This window comes from Variovorax sp. WS11 (assembly GCF_010499245.1).
Classification (GTDB): domain Bacteria; phylum Pseudomonadota; class Gammaproteobacteria; order Burkholderiales; family Burkholderiaceae_C; genus Variovorax.
In genome coordinates this window covers 24,243-47,707 of record NZ_JAAGOW010000005.1, presented here as the reverse complement: position 1 = coordinate 47,707, position 23,465 = coordinate 24,243, and the positions used below count along the sequence as shown (strand labels likewise).

26 protein-coding genes are annotated in these 23,465 nt (G+C 67.7%); 5 read left to right on the top strand and 21 right to left on the bottom strand.

Annotated features, from left to right (window positions below; translation table 11 throughout):
• Positions 1-9: 9 nt before the first annotated feature.
• Positions 10-780, bottom strand: coding sequence for a GntR family transcriptional regulator (locus GXN78_RS34930; protein ID WP_239143110.1), 771 nt, complete (start codon positions 778-780; stop codon positions 10-12).
• Positions 781-1,171: 391 nt separating this feature from the next.
• Between GXN78_RS34930 and GXN78_RS34925 the strand changes: the two genes are divergently transcribed.
• From GXN78_RS34925 to GXN78_RS34915, 3 genes are read left to right on the top strand one after another with little or no spacing between them, the layout of a single operon-like run.
• Positions 1,172-1,570 carry a hypothetical protein gene (locus GXN78_RS34925; RefSeq protein ID WP_106555558.1) on the top strand — a complete coding sequence of 133 codons (399 nt, stop codon included), beginning with the start codon at positions 1,172-1,174 and terminating at the stop codon, positions 1,568-1,570.
• Between the two features lie 27 nt (positions 1,571-1,597).
• A complete protein-coding gene (locus GXN78_RS34920; RefSeq protein ID WP_106555559.1) occupies positions 1,598-1,855 on the top strand; it encodes a helix-turn-helix domain-containing protein in 258 nt (85 codons plus the stop codon).
• Positions 1,856-1,858: 3 nt separating this feature from the next.
• Positions 1,859-3,196, top strand: a complete 1,338-nt coding sequence (locus GXN78_RS34915) for a pitrilysin family protein (RefSeq protein ID WP_106555560.1) — start codon at positions 1,859-1,861, stop codon at positions 3,194-3,196.
• A 92-nt stretch (positions 3,197-3,288) separates the two neighbouring features.
• Here the strand turns inward: GXN78_RS34915 and GXN78_RS34910 are convergent, their stop codons facing one another.
• The 11 genes from GXN78_RS34910 to GXN78_RS34860 all read right to left on the bottom strand — a co-directional run bounded on the left by GXN78_RS34910 (position 3,289) and on the right by GXN78_RS34860 (position 13,625).
• Positions 3,289-3,762 (bottom strand): hypothetical protein, encoded by a 474-nt coding sequence (locus GXN78_RS34910; protein WP_106555561.1) that lies wholly within the window; start codon positions 3,760-3,762, stop codon positions 3,289-3,291.
• Between the two features lie 280 nt (positions 3,763-4,042).
• Positions 4,043-4,765 (bottom strand): type 1 glutamine amidotransferase, encoded by a 723-nt coding sequence (locus tag GXN78_RS34905; protein ID WP_106555562.1) that lies wholly within the window; start codon positions 4,763-4,765, stop codon positions 4,043-4,045.
• On the bottom strand, positions 4,762-5,493 hold the full coding sequence (locus tag GXN78_RS34900; RefSeq protein ID WP_106555563.1) for an ABC transporter ATP-binding protein: 732 nt from the start codon (positions 5,491-5,493) through the stop codon (positions 4,762-4,764). The genes GXN78_RS34905 and GXN78_RS34900 overlap by 4 nt, the downstream gene beginning before the upstream one ends.
• Complete coding sequence (locus tag GXN78_RS34895) at positions 5,486-6,256, bottom strand: ABC transporter ATP-binding protein (protein ID WP_106555564.1); 771 nt, start codon at positions 6,254-6,256, stop codon at positions 5,486-5,488. Before GXN78_RS34895 ends, GXN78_RS34900 begins: the two co-directional genes overlap by 8 nt.
• A complete protein-coding gene (locus GXN78_RS34890) occupies positions 6,253-7,215 on the bottom strand; it encodes a branched-chain amino acid ABC transporter permease (RefSeq protein WP_106555565.1) in 963 nt (320 codons plus the stop codon). Before GXN78_RS34890 ends, GXN78_RS34895 begins: the two co-directional genes overlap by 4 nt.
• Entirely contained in the window at positions 7,212-8,072 is an 861-nt protein-coding gene (locus GXN78_RS34885; RefSeq protein ID WP_106555566.1) for a branched-chain amino acid ABC transporter permease, read from the bottom strand. Before GXN78_RS34885 ends, GXN78_RS34890 begins: the two co-directional genes overlap by 4 nt.
• 21 nt (positions 8,073-8,093) lie before the next feature.
• Positions 8,094-9,281 (bottom strand): ABC transporter substrate-binding protein, encoded by a 1,188-nt coding sequence (locus GXN78_RS34880; protein WP_106555567.1) that lies wholly within the window; start codon positions 9,279-9,281, stop codon positions 8,094-8,096.
• Positions 9,278-10,519 (bottom strand): FAD-dependent oxidoreductase, encoded by a 1,242-nt coding sequence (locus tag GXN78_RS34875; RefSeq protein WP_106555639.1) that lies wholly within the window; start codon positions 10,517-10,519, stop codon positions 9,278-9,280. The genes GXN78_RS34880 and GXN78_RS34875 overlap by 4 nt, the downstream gene beginning before the upstream one ends.
• A 2-nt stretch (positions 10,520-10,521) precedes the next feature.
• Positions 10,522-10,845: a 2Fe-2S iron-sulfur cluster-binding protein gene (locus GXN78_RS34870; RefSeq protein ID WP_106555568.1), complete on the bottom strand. Its 324-nt coding sequence runs from the start codon at positions 10,843-10,845 to the stop codon at positions 10,522-10,524.
• Between the two features lie 8 nt (positions 10,846-10,853).
• A complete protein-coding gene (locus GXN78_RS34865) occupies positions 10,854-12,293 on the bottom strand; it encodes a glutamine synthetase family protein (RefSeq protein ID WP_106555569.1) in 1,440 nt (479 codons plus the stop codon).
• Between the two features lie 9 nt (positions 12,294-12,302).
• Positions 12,303-13,625 (bottom strand): aromatic ring-hydroxylating dioxygenase subunit alpha, encoded by a 1,323-nt coding sequence (locus tag GXN78_RS34860; protein WP_106555570.1) that lies wholly within the window; start codon positions 13,623-13,625, stop codon positions 12,303-12,305.
• Positions 13,626-13,899: 274 nt separating this feature from the next.
• Here GXN78_RS34860 and GXN78_RS34855 point away from each other — a divergent pair, with 274 nt between their 5' ends.
• Complete coding sequence (locus tag GXN78_RS34855) at positions 13,900-14,634, top strand: GntR family transcriptional regulator (protein ID WP_106555571.1); 735 nt, start codon at positions 13,900-13,902, stop codon at positions 14,632-14,634.
• A gap of 52 nt (positions 14,635-14,686) precedes the next feature.
• Here GXN78_RS34855 and GXN78_RS34850 read toward each other — a convergent pair whose 3' ends face one another.
• The 6 genes from GXN78_RS34850 to GXN78_RS34825 form a co-directional block, all read right to left on the bottom strand.
• A complete protein-coding gene (locus tag GXN78_RS34850; protein WP_106555572.1) occupies positions 14,687-15,316 on the bottom strand; it encodes an N-carbamoylsarcosine amidohydrolase in 630 nt (209 codons plus the stop codon).
• Positions 15,306-16,361, bottom strand: a complete 1,056-nt coding sequence (locus GXN78_RS34845; RefSeq protein ID WP_106555573.1) for a 2,5-dihydroxypyridine 5,6-dioxygenase — start codon at positions 16,359-16,361, stop codon at positions 15,306-15,308. The genes GXN78_RS34850 and GXN78_RS34845 overlap by 11 nt, the downstream gene beginning before the upstream one ends.
• A complete protein-coding gene (locus tag GXN78_RS34840) occupies positions 16,348-17,181 on the bottom strand; it encodes an alpha/beta hydrolase (protein WP_106555640.1) in 834 nt (277 codons plus the stop codon). Before GXN78_RS34840 ends, GXN78_RS34845 begins: the two co-directional genes overlap by 14 nt.
• 17 nt (positions 17,182-17,198) lie before the next feature.
• Positions 17,199-17,900, bottom strand: coding sequence for an Asp/Glu racemase (locus GXN78_RS34835; protein WP_181360507.1), 702 nt, complete (start codon positions 17,898-17,900; stop codon positions 17,199-17,201).
• Positions 17,901-18,003: 103 nt separating this feature from the next.
• Positions 18,004-18,975 carry an amidohydrolase family protein gene (locus tag GXN78_RS34830; RefSeq protein WP_106555575.1) on the bottom strand — a complete coding sequence of 324 codons (972 nt, stop codon included), beginning with the start codon at positions 18,973-18,975 and terminating at the stop codon, positions 18,004-18,006.
• 46 nt (positions 18,976-19,021) lie between these two features.
• Positions 19,022-19,762, bottom strand: coding sequence for a pirin family protein (locus GXN78_RS34825; RefSeq protein WP_106555576.1), 741 nt, complete (start codon positions 19,760-19,762; stop codon positions 19,022-19,024).
• A 102-nt stretch (positions 19,763-19,864) separates the two neighbouring features.
• Here GXN78_RS34825 and GXN78_RS34820 point away from each other — a divergent pair, with 102 nt between their 5' ends.
• Positions 19,865-20,338 (top strand): MarR family transcriptional regulator, encoded by a 474-nt coding sequence (locus GXN78_RS34820; protein ID WP_106555641.1) that lies wholly within the window; start codon positions 19,865-19,867, stop codon positions 20,336-20,338.
• 5 nt (positions 20,339-20,343) lie between these two features.
• On the opposite strand, the gene GXN78_RS34815 is transcribed toward GXN78_RS34820, so the two are convergent.
• From GXN78_RS34815 to GXN78_RS34805, 3 genes are read right to left on the bottom strand one after another with little or no spacing between them, the layout of a single operon-like run.
• The gene (locus GXN78_RS34815; protein WP_106555577.1) at positions 20,344-20,868 is read right to left on the bottom strand and encodes a nuclear transport factor 2 family protein; all 525 of its coding nucleotides are present in this window, start codon (positions 20,866-20,868) and stop codon (positions 20,344-20,346) included.
• Positions 20,869-20,872: 4 nt separating this feature from the next.
• Positions 20,873-22,162, bottom strand: a complete 1,290-nt coding sequence (locus GXN78_RS34810; protein ID WP_106555578.1) for an aromatic ring-hydroxylating dioxygenase subunit alpha — start codon at positions 22,160-22,162, stop codon at positions 20,873-20,875.
• A gap of 11 nt (positions 22,163-22,173) precedes the next feature.
• Positions 22,174-23,457 (bottom strand): FAD-dependent oxidoreductase, encoded by a 1,284-nt coding sequence (locus GXN78_RS34805; protein ID WP_106555579.1) that lies wholly within the window; start codon positions 23,455-23,457, stop codon positions 22,174-22,176.
• Positions 23,458-23,465: the final 8 nt, after the last annotated feature.

Sequence of the window (23,465 nt, the reverse complement as noted above, 5' to 3'; positions counted from 1 at the left end):
GCTCAGCTCCTAGGTTCGATCGATGCGCAGGCGGTACTGGAAGGCATCGCCGCGGTAGTAGAGAAACTCGAAATCGATGGGATGCTCGTCGGCATAGGTCAGCCGCTCGATGCGCAGCAGCGGCGAGGCTTCCTCGATGCGCAGCTGGCGGGCCAGGAAGGCGTCGGCCGAGATCGCCTCGATCTGCACGTCGGCATGGGTGAGGTGCTTTGCGAAGTCGTTCTCGAGGATCACGAAGATGTCGCGCGTCGCCAGGTCTTCCTGCACGAGGCGTTCGCCGAGCGCCAGCGGGAAGTAGCTCTGGTCGACCGAGATCGGTTCGCGGTTCAGGTAGCGCAGCCGCTGGATCTCGTAGACGGGCTCGCCGAGCCCGACCTGAAGCCGCCGCGCCACGATCTCGCTGGCGGCTACGCGCCGCGTGCTGAGCACTTGCGAAAAAGTCTCGTAGCCCGAAGGCCCCATGGCCTCGCCGAAGCCTTGAAGGCGCGACAGGTTCTGGAACGCCTTGGGCTTGGCGACGAAGCTGCCCTTGCCGGCGACCTTGAAGATCAGGCCCTCCTTCTGCAAGTCGCCCATGGCCTGGCGGATCGTGATGCGGCTGACCGAGAAGGCTTCCATCATCTGGCTCTCGGAGGGCATCTGGGAGTGCGGCGGGTAGGTGCCGTCGAGCACACGCCGGCGAATGATTTCGCGGATCTGCGTGTGCATCGGGACGGACGACATCGGCACGACGCGGGCGTCGGCGCTCGTTGGCTGCCGTGACTTGCGAATGGCATTCATGGGGCGGGATCAACCTGTTATGACGGGTTATGCCTAGCAGGTCGCGTGCCAGCGAACGCGGGAGCGCGGGGGTGGGGCGCTTTCAGAGGGGAGGCGGTTCTTCTGACTCTGTGGATCGCAAAGACCTGGAGAGGGTGAGGACGCACCGCGCCGATGCTCGCGCACCGGTCTCGATCGAACTGTCACTGCGGCGGTGCATGCGAGACCGGATCAGATGCTGTCGTGCTCCCGATGCGTCGAAGCTCGGGAGACTGATGGACACGGTTGACATGGTTGACGACCACGATCGAGCGGCCAGGCGACGCGAGTGGCTGATCGCGGCAGAGCAAACCGGTGCGCCGCGCCGCCTTCACAATGCTGGCTTGTTGACTCAACCGACGGAGCCGGACCCATGATCGATGCTGCGCAACTGCGCGAGCTCAGTTCGAGGCAACTGAAAGTCAGGGTACCCGGCTGTAGCTGCAGTGTTCTGCAGACGCCTTCCTGGGAAAGCATCACGCTGGAGCGCTGGCCTGCCGGGGTCGAGCAGGTCGGCACACTCCGCGCCTCGGACATCGACGAGCCGACATTCGAGGAGTTCCATCCAGGCGGCACCCGGTATGGATCGGCCGACGCGCCCATCGCCGTCTCGTGGTTTCCCTTCAACCGGAGCGACGTGTATGCGTGCGGCACCTGTCGCAGCGTGTTCCTGCGGTACACGGAGTACGGTGGCTACTACGTGGATCACCGGGTCCGGATGGTCGATCCGGCCTTGGTGGTCCAGGACGTTCGGCTGAAGAGGCACCCCTGATGGCTTTGGCACAGCGACAATGCACCCATGGCCCAAGGCAAGCGCATCTCGGCAGACATCGGCGGCGACGCCTTGCACGCAATCCAGGAGTTGGGGGCAGCGGCAAGGCGGGCCCGATCGGCGGCCGGGGAGGGCCAGGCAGCCGCGGCCGCGCGCCTGGGCGTGCATGTGCAAACCATCGGCCGCATCGAAGCGGGTGAGCCCGGCGTGGCCATCGGGCACGTGCTGGGCCTGCTTGCGCTCTACGGCATCGGCGTCAGGCTGCAGCAGCCGGAAGCCCGCTGAGCCATGGTCCACTTGCAGGCCGTGCACACGGCTGCGGCGGGCACGCCGATCCTTCACACGCTCCCGAACGGGGTGAGGCTGCTGGCGCTCCCCATGCGGCATGTGCAGAGCGCCAGCGTGGGCGTGTTCCTGCGCGTCGGCTCCCGCGACGAGACGCCGGTCACCAACGGCATCAGTCATGTCCTGGAGCACATGGCGTTCAAGGGGACCACCACCCGCTCCGTGCAGGCCATCAACCTGGATGCGGAGCGGCTGGGCGCGGATGTCAACGCGTTCACGGGCAAGGACACCACCGGCTACTTCATGACCGGCCTGGGCCGGCACGCGGAGCATCTGCTGCGCATGACGGCCGACATCATCCTGAACAGCACCTTTCCCGACAGTGAATTGCAGCGCGAGCTGGAAGTGATTCGCCAGGAGGCAATCGAATACGAGGAGGATCCGCAGGAGAGCTCCAGCGAACTGCTCGACCGCGCCATCTGGGGCGACGACCCGATGGGCATGCCGGTGATCGGCACCGTCGGGAACATCGAAGGCTTCACCCGGCACGACCTGGTCCGCCACGTGCAGTCCCACTACGTGGCGGAAAAGACCGTCGTTGCGGCGGCCGGGAACTTCAACGTCGAAGCCTGGCTGGCGCTCGCCGGGGAACTCTTTGCAGCGATGCCCGCCTGCGCCGACCCATCTGTGCCACGCCCTGCCGCGACGGCGAAGTACGTCGGTCACGCCTTGGCCCGGCGCTTCGCGCAGGTGTCGCAGGTGTTCCTGAACATGGCCTACCCGCTGGCGCCCGCGGGGCAGGACGACCTGCCGCAGCAGCGCTGGCGCCTTGCGGCTTCGCTGGCCGTGAACCTGTTCGGAGGCGGGATGTCGGCTCCCCTCGTCGACAGGGTCCGGGAGCAGCTCGGCCTGGCCTATACGGCCCACTCGACGATGGACAGCGGGGACATCTGGGCCAACTTCGTGGTGCATGCGGTCACCACGCCGGACAAGCTCGACGCGCTGGTGACGGCGACGGGCGGGCTGCTGCGCGCGCAGGCCACCACCATCGATCCGGTGCACCTGGAGCGGGCGAAGAACCAGCTGACTGTGTCACGCGTGCGCGCCGGCGAGCGGACCTACGCGACGATGGAGCAGGCCGTCGAAGAGCTCTTCGCCAGCGGGACCGTGACGCCGATGGCCGAAGCGATTGCGATGATCGACGGCATCGGCGCGGAAGATGTGCGGGCGGTCTTCGAGCGCATGCTGGCGAACCCTCCGGCCTTGGCGATCACCGGCAAGGGGGCCAGCGCGCGGTCCGCGCGGCAGTTGGCGGCGTCCCTGGCTGCCGGCGTCCGCTAGCGGATCGGACGCGGTCAGGGTGACCGGTGCAGCCTTGGCGCGGAGAGGAGGTGCGTCGGCCACTGAAGAGAGATTGGCTCTCCAGACCTATGTCAGTGTGGCCTCTGGAAGCCGCCTTCGATCCAGACCGCCGCGCTGTCTGCATTGAGCTTGAAGCCGGGGGCCACGCGCACCTCGCCTAGTTGAGCGCCGAGCTCGTCATGGGCACGGAGCAGGGCATGCGGGTTGTCCTCGTCCGGCACGATCTGCAGCGAGACGCGGATGCGCTCCGAGCCCGCGCCGACGCTCACGCTCTTGTTGAGCTGGGCATGCAGCTGCTGCTCGTGGCGGCGCAGCACCTCGGCGGCGGTCTTGACCAGCGTATGGAAGGCCGGCGCATCCAGCGGCTTGGGATTCTTCTTGTCGCGGCCCATGGTCCAGGGCCCGACCAGTGCCGGCTCGAGGTCGCCGTGGCGCGTCATCGAGACGGCCCAGCCGTCGTCGTCTTCGTTCTTGATCACGCGCGCCGTCCAGCGCTCGTCGCTCCAGAGAGTGGCTTCCTGAATGAGGGTGGTCTGTTCTGTCATAGGGTGGGTCAGAGGATGGAAAGGCAGGCGCGCCTTCCGAGAAGCAAGCCCAAATGCGGGAGAACTTCGTTGCGCCATGAAGTTTCAAGGCATCATGGTAGTACCGTGAACGGCCATCACCTGTCGGTCGCACCTCCGCCGGCTAGAACCGGTCTGGACTGACTGCCGTCGTTCGCGTACGGCCTGTGACAAGGACAAATTTCCCTCTGAGATGTACTGAAGCGTGGTAACTCCAGTCTCCCAGACTCTTCCGGGTGAACAACCTATTGAGACATCACACCTAGCGGGACAAGCCCTCTGCCCACCGCGAATACAAACGAAGCAGGATGGCCTTCATGGCCGTCGTCCGCTCGCGCAGATCGCTCAGGGTCTGTTCGCGAGATGTGACCGCGGGGTTGCCTGCATGAAGCTCTCTGTCCAACTGGGAGCCGTTGCGTGCGACCGAGAGTTCCACCAGCTCCGGCGTCATCTCCAGGTGGGATTGCATCGCCAGGTGGCGCCCATGCATCACGAAGGCCTGGTTCTCGCAGTGCGCACTGGTGGCGATGCGCTCGGCGCCCGGCGGAAGTTCGAAGGTGTCCCCGTGCCACTGGAATGCCGGCAGGCGCGTCCCGGGGGCCTCGCCAAGCCATTCCTGCGCGCTTGGCGTTTCGGCCACCGTGATGGGGTTCCATCCGATCTCCGGCCTGGCATTGCGCCGGACGCTCCCGCCGAGCGCCGTGGCCAGGATCTGGCTGCCCAGGCAATGGCCGCAGACCGGAACGCCCAGCGAAGCCGCCTCGCGGATCAGCGCGATCTCTCGAGCGATCCAGGCAAGCGGATCGTGGACGCTCATGGAGCCGCCCATGAACACCAGACCGGAGAAGGCATCGGCGCTCGCGGGCACGGGCTCGCCATCGACGATGCGCACGATGCGCCAGGGCAGTTGCAGTGCATCCAGGATCGAGGGAACCGTGCCGGGCGCCCCGACTTCGGTGTGCTGGAAGATCGCGATGGGCTTCATGCGGCGGCCACCTCCAGGTCCTCCTCGATGCCGACCCCGAGCAGGCGATGCAGAAGCGCCGTGTCTTCGGCCAGGCCGGCGCTGTCGCCCGAGTGCACCAGGGTGCCGCGCTCCAGCACGATGGCCTGGTTCGTCATCGACAGCGCCAGCACCGGATGCTGTTCCACCACGATGCAGGCCAGGCCTTCGCGCTCACCCAGGGCCCGGATGGCACCGGCAAGCTCCTCGACGATGATGGGCGCGAGGCCTTCCATGGGTTCGTCGAGCAGCAGCAGCCGGGGATTGGTCATCAGGGCACGGCCGATGGCGAGCATCTGCTGTTCGCCGCCGGACAGTTGATTGCCATAGTTGCCGCGCCGCTCCTGCAGACGCGGGAACAGCTCGTAGACGCGCCGCAGGTTCCACGGGCCGCGCCGGGCCACGACGAGGAGGTTCTCCTCGACCGTCAACGACGGGAACACCTCGCGTTCCTGGGGCACCCATCCGAGGCCCGCCCGCACACGCTGGTGGGGCGCAAGCCGCGTGATGGGCTGGCCCCGCCAGCGGATCTCGCCGCTCATCACGCGGGTGTGGCCCATCAGCGTTTCGAGCAGGGTCGTCTTGCCCACGCCGTTGCGTCCCAGCACCGCCAGGCTCTGGCCCTCGTTCAACGAAAAGGACAGCCGGTCCAGCACGACGGCGTTGCCATAGCCTGCGCTGAGCGCATCGAAGGCCAGCATCTCAGCCATGCGCCACTCCTGCAGTTCCCAGATAGACCTCGCGGACACGCGGGTTGGCTGCGATGTCCCTTGGCGTGCCTTCGGTCAGCACGCTGCCGGACACCAGGACCGAGATGCGCCTGGAAAATCGGAAGACGAGATTCATGTCGTGCTCGATGAAGAGGATGCTGATGTCCTGCGGCAATTCGGAGATCACTTCGAACAGCTCGCCGCTTTCGTCCTCGGGCACACCGGCCGCAGGCTCGTCCAGCAGCAGGATGCGCGGCTTGGCGGCCATGGCCAGCGCGATCTCGAGCAGGCGCTGCTTGCCGTAGGCGAGGGCGGAGACCGGGGTGTCGGCCAGCGCGTCGAGCTTCAAACGCCCCAGCAGCGCATGCGCCTCGTCGTAGACCGGCGTCATGCGGCGCAGCGGGCGCCACCAGGTGGACGCCAGTCCATCGCGCTCGCAGATCGCGAGCACGATCGAGCTGAGCGGCGTCAGGCTCGGGAACAGCGTGTTGATCTGGAAGGTGCGGGCCAGCCCGATGCGTGCCCTGCGGTCGCAGGACAGCGGCGTGATGTCCCGGTCGCCGAGGTGGATGGATCCGCTCGTGGGCCGCAGGACGCCGGTCAGCAGGTTGATCAGCGTGGTCTTGCCGGCGCCATTGGGGCCGATGAGCGCCTGGCGCGCGCCGGGCTCCAGCGTCAGATCGACGTCCGTGACGGCGGCGAAGGCACCGAAGCGAACGCCGAGGCCCCGCGTGCGCAGGGAAGGGGTCCTGGAACCGGTCATTTCGCTCCCCTGGTGGCGACCAGACGCGACAGCATGCCCATGATGCCGCCGCGCCCGAGCATCACCGCGGCGATCAGGAAGATCCCGAGCCAGAACATCCAGAACTGGGGATCGATGTCGGCGAAGACATCGTGCACGAGCATGTAGACGATTGCCCCGGCCATGCCGCCATACAGTCGGCCGGTCCCGCCCAGCACGAGGATGATGAGGATCTCCGCCGAGCGGTTGAAGCCGATGGACTCGATGCCGACGAACTGGGTCGTCTGCGCCAGCAATGCGCCTGCAACGCCTGCGACTGCCGCCGAGAAGCAGTAGGCCAGCCGCAGCCGCGCCTCCACGGGCGAGCCGATTGCCAGCATGCGCTTGCGGCTGTCGTGAATGCCGCGCAGCGCCAGGCCGAAAGGCGAATGCAGCACGCGCCGGACCACGAGGAACATGGCGAGAACGACACCGAAGCTGTAGAAGAAGGCGGTCCTGCCCCAGAGATCGAACGCGAAGCGGCCGAACACGGGCCGCATCTCGATGCCCTGCAGCCCGTCGGTGCCGCCGGTGATGCCGCCGAGGCGATTGGCCAGTTCGGCCAGCAGTACGCAGACGCCGATGGTGATCATGAGCCGCGTCAGGTCCGCGCCGCGAACGACCAGGTAGCTCAGCAGATAGCCGAGGAGGGCGCAGACGACCAGGGCCAGCAGGAGTCCCGAGAAGGGCTCCGCCCAGCCATGCCTGGCCAGCAGCCCGGCCGCGTAGGCGCCCATGCCGAAGAAGGCCGCGTGCCCCACGGTGAGGATGCCGGCGTAGCCCAGGGCCATGTCCAGCGAGACCGCGAAGAGCCCGAAGATCAGGATCTGGCTGAGCAGCGTGAGCTTGTCGGGCATCAGGAAGAAGCTGCAGGCCAGCGCCAGCCAGAACAAGGCCTCGACCCAGGGGAGCCGATCGCGGGGAATGGTCAACGCTTTCATGCCAGGCCTTTGCGAGGGATGAGGCCGTGAGGACGCACGAGCAGCGTCAGCACCATCACGACATAGACCAGGAAGGCGCCCGCGCCGGGCAGGTAGTACTTGCCCGCGACGTCCACGATGCCGACCAGCAGGGCGGCGAGGAAGGGGCCGCTGATGGTGCCCGCGCCGCCGACGCACACCACGATGAGAAAGTAGATCAGGTACTTCAAGGCGAAGGAGGGTTCGAGTCCGAGCAGGCCCAGGCTCAGCGCGCCGCCGAGGCCCGCCAGGCCGCAGCCGAAGGAAAAGGTGAGGAAGAAGAGACGCTGCACATGGATGCCCATGCCCGCGGCCACGCGCTGGTTGTCCACCGCCGCGCGGACCATCGCGCCATAGCGCGTCTTGTTGAGCGCGAGCAGCAGCGCTGCCAGCACCACCAGCCCGCTGGCGATGAGGAAGAGGCGGTAGCGCCCGAGCTCGAGCCCGAGCAGGTTCACGCGTCCGTCCAGGGAGGGCGGCAGCGAGAAGGCCTGCATCGACGGTCCGAAGAGGTAGGTCGCTACCGAGATGGCGACGAAGACCACGCCGATGGACAGCAGCACCTGGTCCAGCGGGTGCGAGCGGTACAGGCGCCGGAAGAAGAGGAACTCCAGGCCGGCGCCGATGGCGGCCGCGGCGATGAAGGCCATGGCCAGCGCCGGGAAGAAGCCCAGGCCCCAGTGCTGCATTGCCAGGCTGGCGGCATAGCCGCCCGCCATCGCGAAGGCGCCATGGGCCAGGTTGACGAAGTTCATCAGGCCCATCGTGATCGACAGGCCGACGCCGATGAGGAACAGGAGCATGCCGTAGGCCACTCCATCGAAGAGCACGATTGCCATGGGACTGTGCCTCGCGGTGCCTCAGCTGCCTTCCTTGGCCGGGTCCTTCACGCGATCGAACTTGTCGAACTCCGCGTTGACCAGCTTGCCGCCCGCCTTCTCCGTCTTGCGGATGTAGACCGTCTGCACGATGTCGCGCGTGGCGGAGTCGATCTCGACCGGGCCGCGCGGGCTCTCGAACGCGAGTCCCTTGAGCGCTTCCATGATCTTGTCGCCGGAGACATCGCCCTGGGTCTTCGCCAGCGCCAGGTCGATCGCGGCCATGGCATCGTAGGCCGTCACCGCGAAGTAGTTCGGGCGCATGCTGGTGCCGAACTGGGCTTCGAAGTCCTTCACGAACTTCCGGTTCTTGGCGCTCGGATGCGCATAGGAGTAGTGATGGCTCGTGACGAGGCCGAGCGCCACGTCGCCGGTGGCCTCCAGGAAGCTGTCGTCGGTGGCTTCACCGGTTGCGAAGAGCTTGATGCCGGCTTCTTCCATGCCGCGCTCTTTCCAGACCTTGAGGAAGGCCGGGGGCATCACCCCCGATGGAAAGAAGAAGAACACGGCCTGCGGCTTGTTGTCCTTGATGCGCTGGACGTAGGCCGAGAAGTCCGGGTTGCTCATCGGCGTGCGCACCTCGCCGACCACCTTGCCCCCGCCGGCGGTGAAGGCCTTCTTGAACGCCGTCTGCGCATCCTGGCCCGAAGCGTAGTCCGCCACGACCGTGTAGGCCTCCTTCACGCCCTGCTTGAGCATCCACCGCGCCATCGGGTCGGTGACCTGCTGGACCGTGAAGGACAGGCGGGCGACATAGGGCGAGCTGCTCGTGATGGCCGAGGACGCCGCGTTCATCACGATCGTGGGCACCTTGGCCTGGGTGGCGATCGCGCCGACGGCGTAGGCATTCGGGCTGAAGTCCAGGCCGGTCAGCACCTTCACCTTGTCCCGGACGACCAGCTCCTGGGCGATGCGCTTGGCGGCATCGGGTGCGGGCCCTGCGGTGTCTTTCTTGACGATCTCGACCTTGCGCCCGGCGATCTTGCCGCCGTGCTCCTTGAGGTAGAGCGCAACGCCGGCGTCGAACTGACGGCCATAGTCGGCGTAGGGTCCGGAATAGGTGGCGATCAGGCCGATGCGCAGCGCATCCTCGGCATGGGCCGGGACGAAGGCGCCGGCGCAGGCCAGCATGGCGGCGCTCAGAAAGCTTGTCTTCTTGATCATCTTCATGGGGAACTCCTGGTGGATTTGAGGTCGACGGACTCGTCTTGCAGCTGTTGCGGATCGATGCGCGCTCCAGCCGCGATCAGCTTGCGGCTGAGCATGTGTTCGGCGGGCCGGTTCACCGAATGGGCAGCGACCATCACCCCGCCGCGCAGGTAGAAGAGGCTGAATCGATCGCTTTGCATCTCGCCGCGCACGACGGCCTGGTCGCCGGGCATGGGCAGTCCGGCCATCTGCAGCTTGAGCTTGTGCTGGTCGCTCCAGAACCACGGAACGCCCTCGAAGGGCTGCGGCGTGCCCGCCAGCGCGCTGGCCGCGGCGCGCGCGCCGTCGTTGGCTGCCTGGATGGACTCGAGGCGCAAACGCAGCGGGCAGCCAGGCACGGCAGGAAGCAGGGTGTTGGCCACGTCGCCCACGGCAATGACCTGCGGGGCGCTGGTGCGGCCCAGTGCGTCGGTGAGGATGCCGTTGTCGCAGGCAATGCCCGCTTCCAGCGCCAGTTCGATGTTCGGCTGCACGCCGATGCCCAGGACGACCATGTCGCAGGCGATGCGGCTGCCGTCGTCCAGCTCGACGTGCCGGACTCGGCCTGCATCGCCGGACAAGGCTCGCACGCCGCGTCCGAGGACCACTTCTACGCCGCGCTGGCGGTGGGCACCGGCCAGGTAGTCCGACATCAGCGGCGGGAAGCTGCGCGCGAGCAGCCGCGGCTGGCTTTCGACGACGGTCACCGAAGCGCCGCGAGCGGCCAGCGCCGATGCGACCTCCAGCCCGATGAAGCCGCCGCCGATGACGCAGGCGCGCGTGGCCTGGGCGAGCGCGTCCGAGATCCGCAGCGCGTCGTCGAGGGTGCGCAGGTTGTAGACGCCGTCGAGATCGGTGCCCGGCACGGGCAGTGCCCGGCAGCGCGCGCCGGTGGCCAGCGCCAGCCAGCCGTAGCCGAGGGTGCTGCCGTCGTCCAGCGTCAGCGTCCGCGCTGCGGCGTCCAGGGCCTTGGCACGCCGCCCCAGCTGCAGGTCGATGGCCTGGTCGGCGAAGAAGCCGGGCCCCCTGAGGGCCAGTGCGTCGACCGAGGTCTGGCCCGTCAGCAGTCCCTTCGACAGAGGAGGGCGCTGGTAGGGTGCGTGGCCTTCCTCGCCCAGCAGGATGATCGGTGCGTCGAAGCCGAGCTCGCGCGCAGTGGCCGCGAGCTGCGTGCCGGCGTAGGACGCGCCGACGATGACCAGGGGGGCGCGAGCGCTCATCATCAGGCCTGGCTCTCGGGGATGCGCACGGTCAGCCCGTCGAGCTCCGGCCCGACGACGAGCTGGCAGCTCAGCCGGCTGCCGGGCAGGCGATCGGCGGCCACGCCATCCAGCAGTTCGTTCTCCATGTCGTCGGGCGGCGGCAGGCGGTCCATGAAATCGTCCGCCACGTAGACGTGGCACGTGGCACAGGAGCAGCTGCCCCCGCATTCGGCATCGATGCCGCGCACGTTGTGATGGACGGCGGTCTCCATCACGCTGGCGCCCGTCCTGGCGTCGATGCGGCGCGCGCTGCCGTCCTTGAGGATGTAGGTGATCGTGGGCATGCGAAGTCTCAGAACATGTCGAAGTACTCGCGGTGTTCCCACTCGCTGACTTCGAGGTTGAAACGGGCGATCTCGGCTTCCTTGATGTGGCAGTAGTAGTCCACGAAGCGCGGGCCGAGCTGTTCGGTGAGCACGCTGTCGGCGCGCAGTGCCGCCAGGGCGTCGGACAGCGTGCGCGGCAGCTGGTCGGCGGCGGTCTCGTAGGGCGCGTCGGCCGAAGGTCCGGGGTCGAGCCGCCGGCGCATGCCGTCGAGCCCGGCGAAGATCTGGGAGGCCAGGTAGAGGTAGGGGTTGGCCGTCGGCTCGCCCACGCGGTTCTCGATGCGCGTCGCGTTCTGGCCGGGGCCGCCCAGCACCCGCAGCATGGCGCCGCGGTTGTCGCGCGCCCAGATGGCGCGATCGGGTGCCAGCGAGAAGGGGCGGTAGCGCCGGTAGCCGTTGATGGTCGGGCTGGCCAGGGGGGCGGAGCCGCAGGCGTGGGCCTTGAGCCCTGCCAGGTAATGCAGGCCCGTCTCGCTCAGCGCCTGGCCCTCCCGTTCCGGCATGAAGGCGTTGCGGCCGTCGGCCTTGCGCCGAAGGGACTGGTGCAGGTGCCAGCCGCTGGACATCACGTTCGGGATCCGGGGACGGCACATGAAGGTGGCGTGATAGCCGTGGCGCTGGCAGATCTGCTTGATGGCGCTTCGCAGCAGGACCATGGTGTCCGCCGGCACCAGGCCTGTGGTGGGCCCGAACACCAGCTCGAACTGGCTGGGGCCGAACTCGATTTCCAGGGAGAGCAGGGGCAGGCCCAGCGCGGCGAGCTGCGTTCGCAGCAGGTCCATGAGCGCGTCGACGCGGTCGTAGCGCAGCTCGGTCAGGTACTGGTGGCCCTGGGTCAGGAGCGACACGCGCGGCGGCTCGCCCGGCTGGCCGGCGTGCGCGAGTTGCAGGCTGGGATCGTCGAGCTTGAACACATGGAACTCGACCTCGAGGCCGGCCACGAACTCCAGGCCGAGGGCGTCGAGTTCGGCGAGGGCGCGCTGCAGGATCTGCCGCGTGCCGAAAGGGCAAGGGCTTCCGTCCGAGGTGTAGGCATCGCACAGCACCCACCCCGTGCGGGGCGCCCACGGCAGAACGCGGAAGGTCGCCGGATCGGCCACCACCGTGAAGTCCGCGCCGCCCTGCATGCCGGGGGTATCGAAGCCCCCGCCCGCCGAGAACACCGGGAACACCGTTCGGTGCGAGGTGTCCTTGGCCAGCAGGGTGGAGGTGAGGTTCACCCCGTCGCGCAAGGCGCCTTGCGCGGCTTCGGCCACCAGAGTCTTTCCGCGCAGCAGGCCGTGCTGGTCGGGCCAGGCGAAGCGGACCACGTCCACCTCGCCCGCCTGGAGGCGTCCGACGACGGCGTCGGCTTGCGCTTGTTGCTCGGCTGACCACAGGCCGAAGCGTTCGACAAAGCTTTCCATGGCAAGTCCTCAGGCCGCCAGGCGTGCGGATGCCCAATCGGAGCCGCGCCGCCGGGCGAGGTCCGCATCGCGGCAGTAGTTGTCGGCTTCAGCGGCGGCGGCGACGCCGTCGATGGAAGGCGGGCCGGTCAGTGCGCTGGCCTGCGCAGCGTTGGGAAGCATCGGTGCCGCCTCGCCGGCCAGCGTGCCGTCGATGGCCTCCAGCAGCATGCGCCGGTAGGCGACGATGCCCTTGTCCGTCGTGCCCAGGTGTTCGCGCGTGCGGTTCTGGATGGGGCCCATGGACTCGCAGGCCCACTGGTCGTGCACGTTGATGTCCGCGCCCATGCCGGTGTAGGTCTGGGTCAGCTGCTCATCGACGCAGTAGCCATAGCTGTTGCGCTTGTTCTTGCGCGAGGTGTACTCGGGCAGCTCGATCGTGGCGAGGCGCTGCTCGCGCATCTGCTGCTTGTCCACCGCGCCCGCGAAGCTGGTGAAGATGGCATACCAGTAGCAGTGCGTATCGTCCACGGGCACATGCCATTGCGAGATCGTCATCTCGGTGCTCATCGGGATCACGAAGGCCTGCGGAAAGACGAGGTTCGTCACGCGCACGTGGGTCTCGTCTTGCGACAGCTTGCGCAGCGTGGTCAGCTGCATGCCGTAGGGGGTGGGCGCGACGCGGATCTCCGGGCTGTCGTACTCGCGCAGCACCTGGGTGATCGCCATCTTCGAATCGGCCGATGCGCCGCGGAACTGCTTGCCGTAGCTCTCGGACGTGTCCTCGTCCTCGAAGAAGCGGTGCAGGAAGGAGGCGTGCGCCGGGTCGATGCCGACCTCCAGCGCCTGCAGCCAGTTGCACTCCCACAGCCCCTTGAACGCAAAGGTGTGGCTGTCCGGCGCAACGAAGCAGTCGAAGTCGGGGAAGGCGGGGGGGCCGCCTTCGCCGATGTAGGCAAAGACGATGCCGCTCTTCTCGACGACGGGGTAGGCCGACTGCTGGATCCGCGTGCACAGCTTGCTGCCGGCCGGCTCGGCCGGCGTTTCCAGGCATTTGCCGTTGGCGTCGAAAAGCCAGCCGTGGAAGGCGCAACGCAGGCCGCCGCTTTCAAGGCGGCCGAAGGCCAGGTCGGCACCGCGGTGAGGGCAGTCGCGGTCCAGCATGCCGAGCCGGCCTTGCAGGTCGCGAAACAGCACGAAGTCCTGGCCCATCAACTTGACGGGCTTGAGCGGGCGCGGCCCTTCCAGCTCTTCCGCCAGCGCGACAGGCTGCCAGTAGCGCCGCAGCAACTGGCCCGCCGGCTTGTCCGGGCCGACCTGGGTCATGTGGTCGTTCTTTTCTGCACTGATCATGGGGAACTCCTGAAGGTCATGGGATACGACTGCATGCAACGGGATGCATTGTTGGATTAAGCATCGCCATTGGTCAAGAGAGAACGCATAGATTGGCTTAAAATCAAGAAAACATATGGTATTTGTTATGTTTATCGGACATATGAAGGGCTTGATAGTCATCCAGGCTCTTAGCCAGGATCTTCTGTATGCAGAAATATGCCAAGAATGCATGCATTGTGTGCAATCTGCCGATTCAGCTAAACTGCACCCACGCTGATTGCATGCAACCGAAATGGACTCTCAACAATCCCGGGTACTGGTACAGCTGCGGGACATGATCCTCAAAGGGGAATTCGTCCCCGGCGAGCGCCTGGCGGAGATCCCGCTGGCGGAGAAGCTGGGCGCCTCCCGAACGCCCGTTCGCCTGGCGCTGGGAAGCCTGGAGCACGAAGGCCTGATCGAACCGTCGCCTGCCGGCGGCTACCAGATGCGGCGCTTCACGTCGCGCGAGATCGCCGACGCGATCCGGGTGCGCGGCGTGGTCGAGGGCTTCGCGGCCCGCCTATTGGCGGAGGAGGGCGCCCCGCGCCAGCTGCTGCGCGAGCTGCACGAGTGTCTCGAAGCCGGCGACAAGGCGGTCAACAAGCCCCAGATGGAGCTGGACGACTATGCCGCCTACGTCGAGATGAACGACAACTTCCATCGCCTGATCATCGAAGGTTGCAGCAACTCGACGCTCAAGCGAATCATGGAACTGCTGTTGGGGCAGCCCTTTGCGTCGCCCAGCGCCATGCTGCCGATGCAGTCCTCGATGCAGGAGGGGCAGCAGTGGATGCAGCAGGCCCACCGCCAGCATCACGCCCTCGTGCAGGCCATCGAGCGCGGGCAGGGCTCCCGTGCCCAGGCGCTGGGCGAGGAGCACGTTGAGATCGCCCGCATGAACCTGGACTACGCCCTCGATCGACCGGAACTCGCCGCCGAACTCCTGCCGGGAATGCGGCTCGTGGCGGTCAAGGGCCGCGGGTAGGCCGCACCAGCGGGCGAGGGGCGCCGCTGCCCGTGGCGCGGCCCGCTGCCTGCTAGGCGGCGAGCCCGTCCAGGGCACGCAGCGCCTCGTCGCGCGGCATGACCGCCGCGTACTTCTGCTGCATGTCGAACAGGTTGGCCTCGTGCGGCGCCACCGCGCGGTCGCCGACGCAATCCGACACGACGAGCGGCCGGAATCCCCACGACATCGCATCCACCACGCTCGCCCTGACGCAGCCGCTGGTCACCGCGCCGGCGACCAACAGGGTCTGCACGCCGCGCTGCGCGAGCCAGGCCGCCAGCGAGGTGCCGAAGAAGGCCGAAGGCACGGTCTTGCGCACGACCAGCTCGCCGGCGCGCGGCGCCAGTTGCGGCACGATCGCGCTGGCCGGGGATTGCTCCTTGAGCCCCAGCATCCCGGGCACCTTGATCGAGAAGATGTTGTGGTCGGCATCGTCGTCGGCATAGACGATGCGGCTGTGCGCGACGGCCCAGCCGCGCTCACGCGCCGCGGCCAGCAGCGGCACGGTGTTGGCGATCGCCTCGCGGATGTTGCCGCCGCCGAAGACCGCCGGATCGGCGAAGCCATTGACGAAGTCGACGATCAGCAGGCCGACCGGCGCCTTCAGCGGCAGCGAGGCGCCGAAGCCCTGGCGTTCGTAGGTCCGGATCTCAGCGTGCATCGCCGGGCCCCTTGCCGTCCAGCACCTGGCCTTCGCGCACCACGTCTTCGCCGTCCAGCCTCACCGTGCAGCGGCGCAGGGGAATGTCGATGTGGCAGGCCGTGGTTCGGCTGCCGCCGGCCTCGTTGTTCGGGCCGAGCGAGAACAGGAAGTTGCCTTCGTAGGCACGCGCATCCATCCCGATCGAGGCCTCGCGGTCGTAGAGGCCGAGCGTCGACCAGCGTGCCCGCGGCTGCAGCCCCCAGCCGATGTGCGAGATCGCGTAGGCCTCCGGGTCGCGGAACGATGCCATGTAGTCGTTCAGCAGCTCGGCGTCGAGGCCGCCTTCGATCTTCGTCGCATAGCCCTTCTCGACCGTGAGCTCGATGCGCTCCGACGCATAGGACTTCTGCGGCAGGAGGATGTCGCCGCGGTCGATCACGATGCGCCCGCTCGCCCCGCCTTCATCGGGAAAGGTCAGCACGAAGCCGCTGGGCCAGTGATCCCAGCGCCCCGGTTCGTCGACGAAGCCGTACTCGCTGATGGCCGGAAACTGGCCGAGCGGGCAGCGCAGGTCGGTGCCCGCGCCGGAGACCACGTGCATCTCCTTCGCGCGCCCGACGCGCTGCGCCGCGGCCGTGACGCGGCTGCGGTCGGCCTCGGTCGGCACCATGCGCACCAGCACCTCGGGCGGCTCGACCGCCAGCAGGATCTTGGTGCCCGAGCCCAGGATGTCGTGCTGCTCCGGGGAGAACAGCAGCGTCATGAGGTCGAGCACCAGGTCGCTGGCCTTCAGCGCGGCGATCGCGGCGCGGTTGCCGGTGAGCGGCGTGGTGCCGAGATAGGCGAGGCTGTCGCGGCTCAGCGATTTCTCGGCGTTGACGGGCGGCAGGTCGAGCCGGTTGACGATCGCTCCCTTGGCCTGCGCCGCCGCGAGCGCGCACGACAGCGTTTGCGGATGCGTGGCGGCGCTGGTCAGCACGGTCACGGTCTGGCCGGGCTCCAGCCTCGAGAGCGTCAGCACCTGGCTCCAGGCGCCGATCAATTGATGGTCACTGACGGGCATGGTCGTCTCCTTGAATCGGAACACCGAGGAAATCGCCGAAGGCGCGGTAGAAGCCGGGCTCGTCGTCCCAGGGGATCATGTGGCCCGCGTTCGGGACGTGCGCCACCTGCATCGCGGGCATCAGCTGCTGCATCTCTTCGAGGTCGGCGGCGCGGATCACGTCGCCGCGACCGGCCACCATCAGCAGTGTTGGCAGGTCGAGCTGCTTCAGGTCGGCATGGATGTCGTCCTGGTGGAAGCCGTCGTAGGTGGCGACGATCGCGCGCTCGTTGCAGGTGTGGAGCCACTCGGAGCGCAGGCGCAGCTGCGCATCGGTCCAGGTCGGCGAGAAGGGGCGGAGCGCCTCGAAACCGGCGCCTTCGCGCATCAGGCGGATCGAATCGATGTACCAGTTCAACTGCGCGGGGTAGGCGCGCCGGCCCGGACCCGATACCGGTGGATCGATCAGCACCATGCGCTCGAGACCGCGTGGGTGGCGGCGCGCCGTGCGGATGCCGATGCGCGCGCCCATCGAATGCCCGACGAGGGCGTAGCCGTCGAGATCCAGCTTTTCGGCGAACGCGCCGACATCGGCTGCGCAGGCATCGAGCCCGTAGTCGAGCGCGTCCGAGCTCTCGGACAGGCCGCGGCCGCGGACGTCGAGCACGTAGGTGTCGAAATGGCGCCCGAGGGTCTCGGCGACGAAGCCCCAGGTGACTGCGGGACTCGTGATGCCCGGCACCAGGACGACCGGGCGGCCCTTGCCGCCGTAGCGCTGGTAGTGCTGGCGAATGCCGTTGGCGCGCACGTTGCCGCCATGGAGGAGGGTGCTGCTGCTGATGGTCATGCTGCGCCTCTTCAATAGGCACCCGACAGCAGCGCGCCGGCGCCCGGGACCGCCGGTTCGAGATCGAGGGCCTTGAGCATCGCGTAGGTCGTCGCGATGGCCGCGGTCACGACCGGCTTGCCGGTCATCGCCTCGACCTTGGCAACCGAGGGCAGCGAAGGCATCTGGACACAGGCCGAAAGAACGATCGCGTCGACGTCGCGCGTGTCCATGCCGGCGACGATGCCCGGCAGGCGTGCCGGGTCATGGCGCCCGACCTCGAGGTTGTCGGGAATCTCCAGCGCACGCCAGTCCGTCACCTCGAAGCCTTCGTTGCGGATGTAGTCGACGACCAGTTCCGTCAAGGGCTTCATGTAGGGCGCGACCAGCGCGATGCGCTTCGCGCCGAGCACCTTCAGCGCGTCGACCAGCGCGCCGGCGCTGGTGACGACCGGCGCGTTGCCGCCGTTCTCCTCGGTGCGCGCGCGCAGGCGCTGCTCAGACGCGCGGTGGTAGCCGTGGCCCATCGACATGATCGCGACCAGGCAGGCATAGCCCAGCACGTCGACGCGCGCGTCGCTGAGCTCGAGCGCGCAGCGGTCGGACTCGGCGTCCATCGCGGCCAGCTCTTCCTTCTTCACCGTCTTCATACGCATGCGGCTGGAATGGAAGGTGAAGCGCTCCGGGCGCACGAGCTGCCGGGCCGTCAGCATGGCCGGGATCTCGGTTTCCATGGTGGTGTTCGAGCTCGGCACGATCTGGCCGATGCGGTAGTTCGTCTTGGGCATGGATTGCTCCGTCGTCGTTGAGGAAGATGGGAAAGAGAAAGACTTGGGCTCAGTCCGTGTTCAGCTTGAGGAGCCGCTCGGCGTTGCCGTGGCAAACGAGATTCAGCGTGCGCTCGTCGAGCGGCGCGGTCTCGATGAACTCGGCCGCGATTGCCGTCGACTCGTAGGGATAGTCCACGGAGAACATCACGGCCTGCGCGCCCATCTCGGCCACCGCGCCGGCGAGCGTCGCGTGCGAGCAGACGCCGGAGGTGGTGATGACGATGTTGCTGCCGATGTATTCCGAGGGCGCGCGCTGCAGCTTGATGCCGTGCGGATAGGCGGCGAAGCGGCTGTCGAAGCGCCAGCGCTGGAAGGGCAGGCCCTCGCCCATGTGACCGAGGATCAGCGTGAGGCGCGGGAAGCGGTCGAACACGCCGCCGAACAGGATGCGCAATGCATGCGTGCCGGTCTCGACGTTCCATCCCCAGGCCGCGCCGTGCAGTTCCGGATGGCCCGCGAAGGAGGCGGGGATCGACGGCAGGTCGATCGGATGCAGGTAGAGCGGCACGTCGAGCGCCTGCATCCGCTCCCAGAAGAGGTCGTAGGCCGGGTCGTCGTAATAGACGCCGTGCGTGTGCCCGTTCACCAGCGCGCCCTTGAAGCCGAGCTGCACCACCGCGCGTTCCAGCTCGTCGGCCGCGGCCTTCGGGTCCTGCATCGGAAGGGCGGCGAAGCCGGCGTAGCGCGTCGGGTGGCGCGCCACCTTCTCGGCGAGGAAGTCGTTGTTCTCCCGGGCGCGGGCGATCGCCGCGTCGGCGTCGGGCTCGCCCTGCACGCCGGGGCCGGTCTGCGACAGGATGGTCATGTCGATGCCGGCGCGGTCCATCTCGGCGAGCCGGAGCTCGTCGAAATCGTTCAGGCGGCCGGACAGCTCGGCGTAGACGGCCGGGTCGATGTGTTGAAGAAAGGCCTTCGAATAGCGCTCGAAGCCGGGCGCCATGAAGTGCTCTTCCAGCGCGATCTTGCGAATCCTCGTCATCGGTAACTCCAGAGTGAAATGGGAAAGTCCGTTGGCGCCGCGCGATCTACAGATCGAAGAGCAGCACCTCGGTGTCGGACGAGGCCGCTGCGATGGAGAGCGCCTCGTGGTGGGTGAAGCGCAGGCCGTCGCCGGCATGCAGTTGCTGCTCCGGGCCGACGCGCAGATCGCCCGCGACCACGTGCAGGTAGCCCAGCCGGTGCTCCTCGAGCGTGTAGTGAAGGGCACTGGCTTCGCTCAGGAGGCTGGCGAAGATCCGCGCGTCCTGCCGCACCGTGACCGAGCCCTCGCGCCCGTCGGGCGAGGCGATGAGGCGCCAACGGTCCCGTTTGCTGTCCTCGTCGATGCGCACGAGTTCGCAGGCGGGGCCTTCGCCGCGGGTTCGCGGATAGAGCCAGATCTGCAGATGGCGCTCGGGTTCGGTGTCCGACGCATTCATCTCGGCATGGGCGACACCGCTGCCGGCACTCATGCGGTGCAGTTCTCCCGGGCCGAACACGTAGTCGTTGCCCAGGCTGTCGCTGTGATGGATGCGTCCGTGGATGGGGTAGGTCAGGCTCTCGATGTCGCGGTGGCCGTGCCATGCGAAGCCACGTCCCGGTGCGACCCAGTCGTCGTTGAGCGCACGCAGCGAACCCCAGTGCGCGTGGTTCGGATCGTGGTAGTCGCCGAAGGAAAAGCTGAAGCGAGCATGCAGCCAGTCGGTCTCCAGCGTACCGCGCTGATGGGCACGCCGGATGCGGCTTTCGGGGATCGGGCTCGGGGTGGAAAGGGCCTGCGGGTGCATCGCGTCGCTACAATGATCAGTGTGCTTACAAAAGGGGTTCAGGTGGCATCCAGGCAGCGTCGATCAGTGGACAAGACCGCGATTCAGGAGCCGGAACTGGAGATGACCACCGTCGACCCGGCGAAGGAATTGCTGTTCGCACGGCCCGGTTTTCTGGTGCGGCGCCTGCACCAGATCCACTACGCGCTGTTCTTCGAGGAGTGCAAGTCGCAGAACGTGACGCCGGTGCAGTACGGCATCCTCACCGCGGTGTCGGTGCTGCCCGATCTCGACCAGACCTCGCTCGCGCAGGAGGTCGGCCTCGACCGCACCACCACGGCCGACGTGCTCAAGCGGCTCGAGGACCGCGGCCTGGTCGAACGCCGCGCGAACCCCGCCGACAAGCGCACGCGCCACGTGCGGCTCACCGAAGAAGGGCGCAAGGTCGTCGAGTCGTTGCGCGGCGGCATGGCGCGTGCGCAGGAGCGTCTTCTGGAGCCGCTGCGTCCGGCCGAGCGCACGATGCTCATGGACCTGATGCGCATCCTGGTCGAAGCCAACAACCAGTACAGCCGCACTGTGCTGCGCACGATCTAGCCTCGTCACAGCGGGTACACCAGGTCGTTGGCGATGATCGTGGTGTCGTAGATCGCCTGGCGCTCCTTCAGCAGCAAGGCGCCGTCGACCCGCACGAAGCGGTCGTAATACGTGCCTGCCATGTGGATCGTGCTCGGGCCCTCGACCAGCGTCTGCAGCAGCAGGAAGTTGGCCTGCGCGGCGATCTCGCCCGATGCCGACTCCGAAGTCACGCGCGTGTTGGCGACCAGGTGCAGGTTGTAGCGCGGCGCGAACATCTGCGTGCTCGCGATCGCTACGGCGCGGTCGTGCATCATGTTCCGGCCCTGCGCATACACCAGGCCGACCGGCAGGCCCAGCTCCGCGTTCTCGCGCGCGGTCACGCGGTAGATGCCGTCCTCGGCGAAGAAGTGGGGCCACGATTCGACGCGGCCGGCGTCGAGCACGGCGCAATAGTCGCTGTTGAAGTCTTCGATCTCGTGGCGCAGCGCGAGCGCACGGGCCGCGTCGATGCTGCGTTCGCGGTACAGGGCTTGGGCGAGGCTTTTCATGGCGTCAGAACCCCATCACGCCGCGGTAGTAGCGGTACATCGCGCGGATCGATGCCTCCGAGATCAGCGAGTCCGTGGTGCCCACGTGATTCGCATCGAGCTTCAGGACGTTGCGGTCGGTGCTGGAGCGGCGTACGCCTTCCTGCACGAACTTCATCGCCTCGTTGTCCTCCAGCCCGAGGAAGCCGGCCGGCCCCATGAGGTTGCCCTGCCGCAGGCGATGCTGCTGCATCTCCTCGGAGTCGTCCTCGTAGCCGAACATGGTCCACTGCATGACCATGCTGTTGGGTCCGTTGGGCACGATCTGCCGCACGCCCAGCGTGTTCATCTCGCGCTGCACCACCAGGTTCGGCCAGATGGTCTGCATGGTGACCGACCAGGGCGAGTCGAACTCCTTCACGAAGTCGAGGAAGCGGTCGTCGCGCAGGCACATGCCCTCGTGGAAGGAGCGCATCTCTTTCTTGTTCTCGTCGCTGACCGCGGCGTACTTGTCCTCCTTCTTGGCGGAGGCCATCGTGCCGTGACGGCCGTGCACCGGGTCGGTGATCATGGCCGCGTCGTTGCCGGCGACCAGGAGGCCGAACACCACCAGGAAGGAGTGCAGCAGCGTCGCGTGGTAGGGGTCCTTCAGGTTCTCGTGGTACATCTTCCAGTTGCACGGCAGCTCGTTCTTGTAGTAGCCGAGCACCTTCAGGCGCTTGCCGCTGAAGACCACGTCGAAGTCCTTCAGGATGTCGGGCGTGAGGTACTGCTCCAGCGGCTCCATGTCGCTCGCGTAGGACGCGAAGATCACGCCGTGGCGCGTGGTCACGTGCAGCTTCAGCAGCCCGTGGTCTTCGTTGCGGAAATCCTTGGGCATGCCGCCCTGCTTGTTGACGCCGCGCTTGAAAGGCACGCCCTGCAGATTGCCCTTCAGGTCATAGGACCACTGGTGGTACGGGCACACGAACTCGGTGGCGTTGCCCTGGCCATGGCGGCAGAACTCGGCGCCGCGGTGCGCGCAGCGGTTCTCGAAGACATTGATCGAGCCGTCCCCGGCGCGCGCGACCACCACCGGCGTGGCGCCGACATAGGAGCGCTTGAAGTCGCCTGTGTTGGGAATCTCCGCTTCGAGCGCGACGTAGTTCCACGAACGGCCGCGGAAGATCTTCTCCATCTCCTGGTCGTAGACGGCCTGGCTGGTGTAGACCCAGTCGGGGATGAAGTGCAGGGCGTCCTCGGGCCACTTGCACGCGGCCAGGGCCGCGTCCTTGGCGCTCGGTGTCCAGTTGATGACGGCGTGTGTGCTGTACATGAAGGCTCCGGTCAAATCAGGGATGGGGTGGACGCGGCGGCGAGGGTGTCTCGCACCCCTTGCCGCAGCGGGGTCGATGCGTCGCACAGGCGGGCCGCATCGCAGGGCACGCCCTGGTCGATCAGTGGGCGAAGCTGGCGCAGGTCGCCGCCGGCGTTGACGGCGATGGCATGGCGCAGTCGGCCTTCGGCGTCGAGTCCGACCTGCAGGAATTTCGGGGCGGGATCGCCGCTGGCCTGCTGTCCCCGCAGGTGATAGGCGATCCCGGCCGCCGGCATGCCCAGCATCTGTACGTTGCAGCCGAACTGGTCTGTCCAGAACCAGGGCGTGGCCGCGCCTTCGGCCGCAACGCCCAGCATCGCCGCGGCGGCGATGCGCGCCTGTTCGTTGGCGCTCTGCCAGGACTCGAGCCGGATCTCTTCGCCGAGCAGCGGCTGCAACTGGCTCGTGCAATCGCCCGCCGCGAAGATGCGCGGCGCGCTGGTGCGGCCCTGCGCGTCGATGCGGATGCCGCCGTTGGCCGGATGGAGTTCGAGTCCGCTCGCCCTGGCCAGCGCCACATCGGGCACGAGCCCGATCGCGACCACGAGCAAGGGGGCGTCGAGCCGGCTGCCGTCGGCCAGCGCGATCGCGATGCCGCCCGCGTGCGCATCGACCGAGGCGCAGCGCACGCCCAGCCGCAGGTCGACGCCGCTGTCGCGAACGCGCTGTCCAAGCCAAGCGGCGAACGAGGGCGGCACCGCGCGCGGCAGCACCCGGTCCGCGCTCTCCAGCACCGTGACGGCCAGGCCCAGGGCGTGTGCCGTTGAGGCGATCTCCAGGCCCAGGAAGCCGGCGCCGAGCACCGTGACGGCGGCGTGCTGCGCCATCGCCTGGCGAAGCGCCTGCGCATCGGCCAGCGTGCGGACGACGTGAACGCGCGGTGTTCCTTCGGGCAGCCCGGGCAGGCGGCGTGCCTTGCCGCCGGTGGCGAGCAGGCAGCGGCCGAAGGCCAGCGAGCGGCCGTCGCTGCACTGCGCGACCGAACGCGAAGCATCGATCGCCGTGACCTCGGTGTCGAGCCACAGCTCGATCGAACGCTCCGTGTGGAAGCCGGCGGGATGGATGCCGATGCGTTCGTCCATCGCGGCGTCGGACAGCACCGCCTTCGACAGCGGCGGGCGCTCGTAGGGCAGCGGCCGCTCGTTGCCGACCATGACGATGCGGCCCGCATGGCCGTGGCTGCGCAAGGCCGCGGCCGCGGTGGCGCCGGCCTGTCCGGCACCGACGATGAGGATGGGCGCGTCGTGCGTCATGGCGCCTC

What these genes read in the sequence shown, in the direction of transcription:
- GXN78_RS34930 (WP_239143110.1), bottom strand. Translation starts at nt 780, where the DNA reads ATGAATGCCATTCGCAAGTCACGGCAGCCAACGAGCGCCGACGCCCGC.
- GXN78_RS34925 (WP_106555558.1), top strand. Translation starts at nt 1,172, where the DNA reads ATGATCGATGCTGCGCAACTGCGCGAGCTCAGTTCGAGGCAACTGAAA.
- GXN78_RS34920 (WP_106555559.1), top strand. Translation starts at nt 1,598, where the DNA reads ATGGCCCAAGGCAAGCGCATCTCGGCAGACATCGGCGGCGACGCCTTG.
- GXN78_RS34915 (WP_106555560.1), top strand. Translation starts at nt 1,859, where the DNA reads ATGGTCCACTTGCAGGCCGTGCACACGGCTGCGGCGGGCACGCCGATC.
- GXN78_RS34910 (WP_106555561.1), bottom strand. Translation starts at nt 3,762, where the DNA reads ATGACAGAACAGACCACCCTCATTCAGGAAGCCACTCTCTGGAGCGAC.
- GXN78_RS34905 (WP_106555562.1), bottom strand. Translation starts at nt 4,765, where the DNA reads ATGAAGCCCATCGCGATCTTCCAGCACACCGAAGTCGGGGCGCCCGGC.
- GXN78_RS34900 (WP_106555563.1), bottom strand. Translation starts at nt 5,493, where the DNA reads ATGGCTGAGATGCTGGCCTTCGATGCGCTCAGCGCAGGCTATGGCAAC.
- GXN78_RS34895 (WP_106555564.1), bottom strand. Translation starts at nt 6,256, where the DNA reads ATGACCGGTTCCAGGACCCCTTCCCTGCGCACGCGGGGCCTCGGCGTT.
- GXN78_RS34890 (WP_106555565.1), bottom strand. Translation starts at nt 7,215, where the DNA reads ATGAAAGCGTTGACCATTCCCCGCGATCGGCTCCCCTGGGTCGAGGCC.
- GXN78_RS34885 (WP_106555566.1), bottom strand. Translation starts at nt 8,072, where the DNA reads ATGGCAATCGTGCTCTTCGATGGAGTGGCCTACGGCATGCTCCTGTTC.
- GXN78_RS34880 (WP_106555567.1), bottom strand. Translation starts at nt 9,281, where the DNA reads ATGAAGATGATCAAGAAGACAAGCTTTCTGAGCGCCGCCATGCTGGCC.
- GXN78_RS34875 (WP_106555639.1), bottom strand. Translation starts at nt 10,519, where the DNA reads ATGAGCGCTCGCGCCCCCCTGGTCATCGTCGGCGCGTCCTACGCCGGC.
- GXN78_RS34870 (WP_106555568.1), bottom strand. Translation starts at nt 10,845, where the DNA reads ATGCCCACGATCACCTACATCCTCAAGGACGGCAGCGCGCGCCGCATC.
- GXN78_RS34865 (WP_106555569.1), bottom strand. Translation starts at nt 12,293, where the DNA reads ATGGAAAGCTTTGTCGAACGCTTCGGCCTGTGGTCAGCCGAGCAACAA.
- GXN78_RS34860 (WP_106555570.1), bottom strand. Translation starts at nt 13,625, where the DNA reads ATGATCAGTGCAGAAAAGAACGACCACATGACCCAGGTCGGCCCGGAC.
- GXN78_RS34855 (WP_106555571.1), top strand. Translation starts at nt 13,900, where the DNA reads ATGGACTCTCAACAATCCCGGGTACTGGTACAGCTGCGGGACATGATC.
- GXN78_RS34850 (WP_106555572.1), bottom strand. Translation starts at nt 15,316, where the DNA reads ATGCACGCTGAGATCCGGACCTACGAACGCCAGGGCTTCGGCGCCTCG.
- GXN78_RS34845 (WP_106555573.1), bottom strand. Translation starts at nt 16,361, where the DNA reads ATGCCCGTCAGTGACCATCAATTGATCGGCGCCTGGAGCCAGGTGCTG.
- GXN78_RS34835 (WP_181360507.1), bottom strand. Translation starts at nt 17,900, where the DNA reads ATGGAAACCGAGATCCCGGCCATGCTGACGGCCCGGCAGCTCGTGCGC.
- GXN78_RS34830 (WP_106555575.1), bottom strand. Translation starts at nt 18,975, where the DNA reads ATGACGAGGATTCGCAAGATCGCGCTGGAAGAGCACTTCATGGCGCCC.
- GXN78_RS34825 (WP_106555576.1), bottom strand. Translation starts at nt 19,762, where the DNA reads ATGCACCCGCAGGCCCTTTCCACCCCGAGCCCGATCCCCGAAAGCCGC.
- GXN78_RS34820 (WP_106555641.1), top strand. Translation starts at nt 19,865, where the DNA reads ATGACCACCGTCGACCCGGCGAAGGAATTGCTGTTCGCACGGCCCGGT.
- GXN78_RS34815 (WP_106555577.1), bottom strand. Translation starts at nt 20,868, where the DNA reads ATGAAAAGCCTCGCCCAAGCCCTGTACCGCGAACGCAGCATCGACGCG.
- GXN78_RS34810 (WP_106555578.1), bottom strand. Translation starts at nt 22,162, where the DNA reads ATGTACAGCACACACGCCGTCATCAACTGGACACCGAGCGCCAAGGAC.
- GXN78_RS34805 (WP_106555579.1), bottom strand. Translation starts at nt 23,457, where the DNA reads ATGACGCACGACGCGCCCATCCTCATCGTCGGTGCCGGACAGGCCGGC.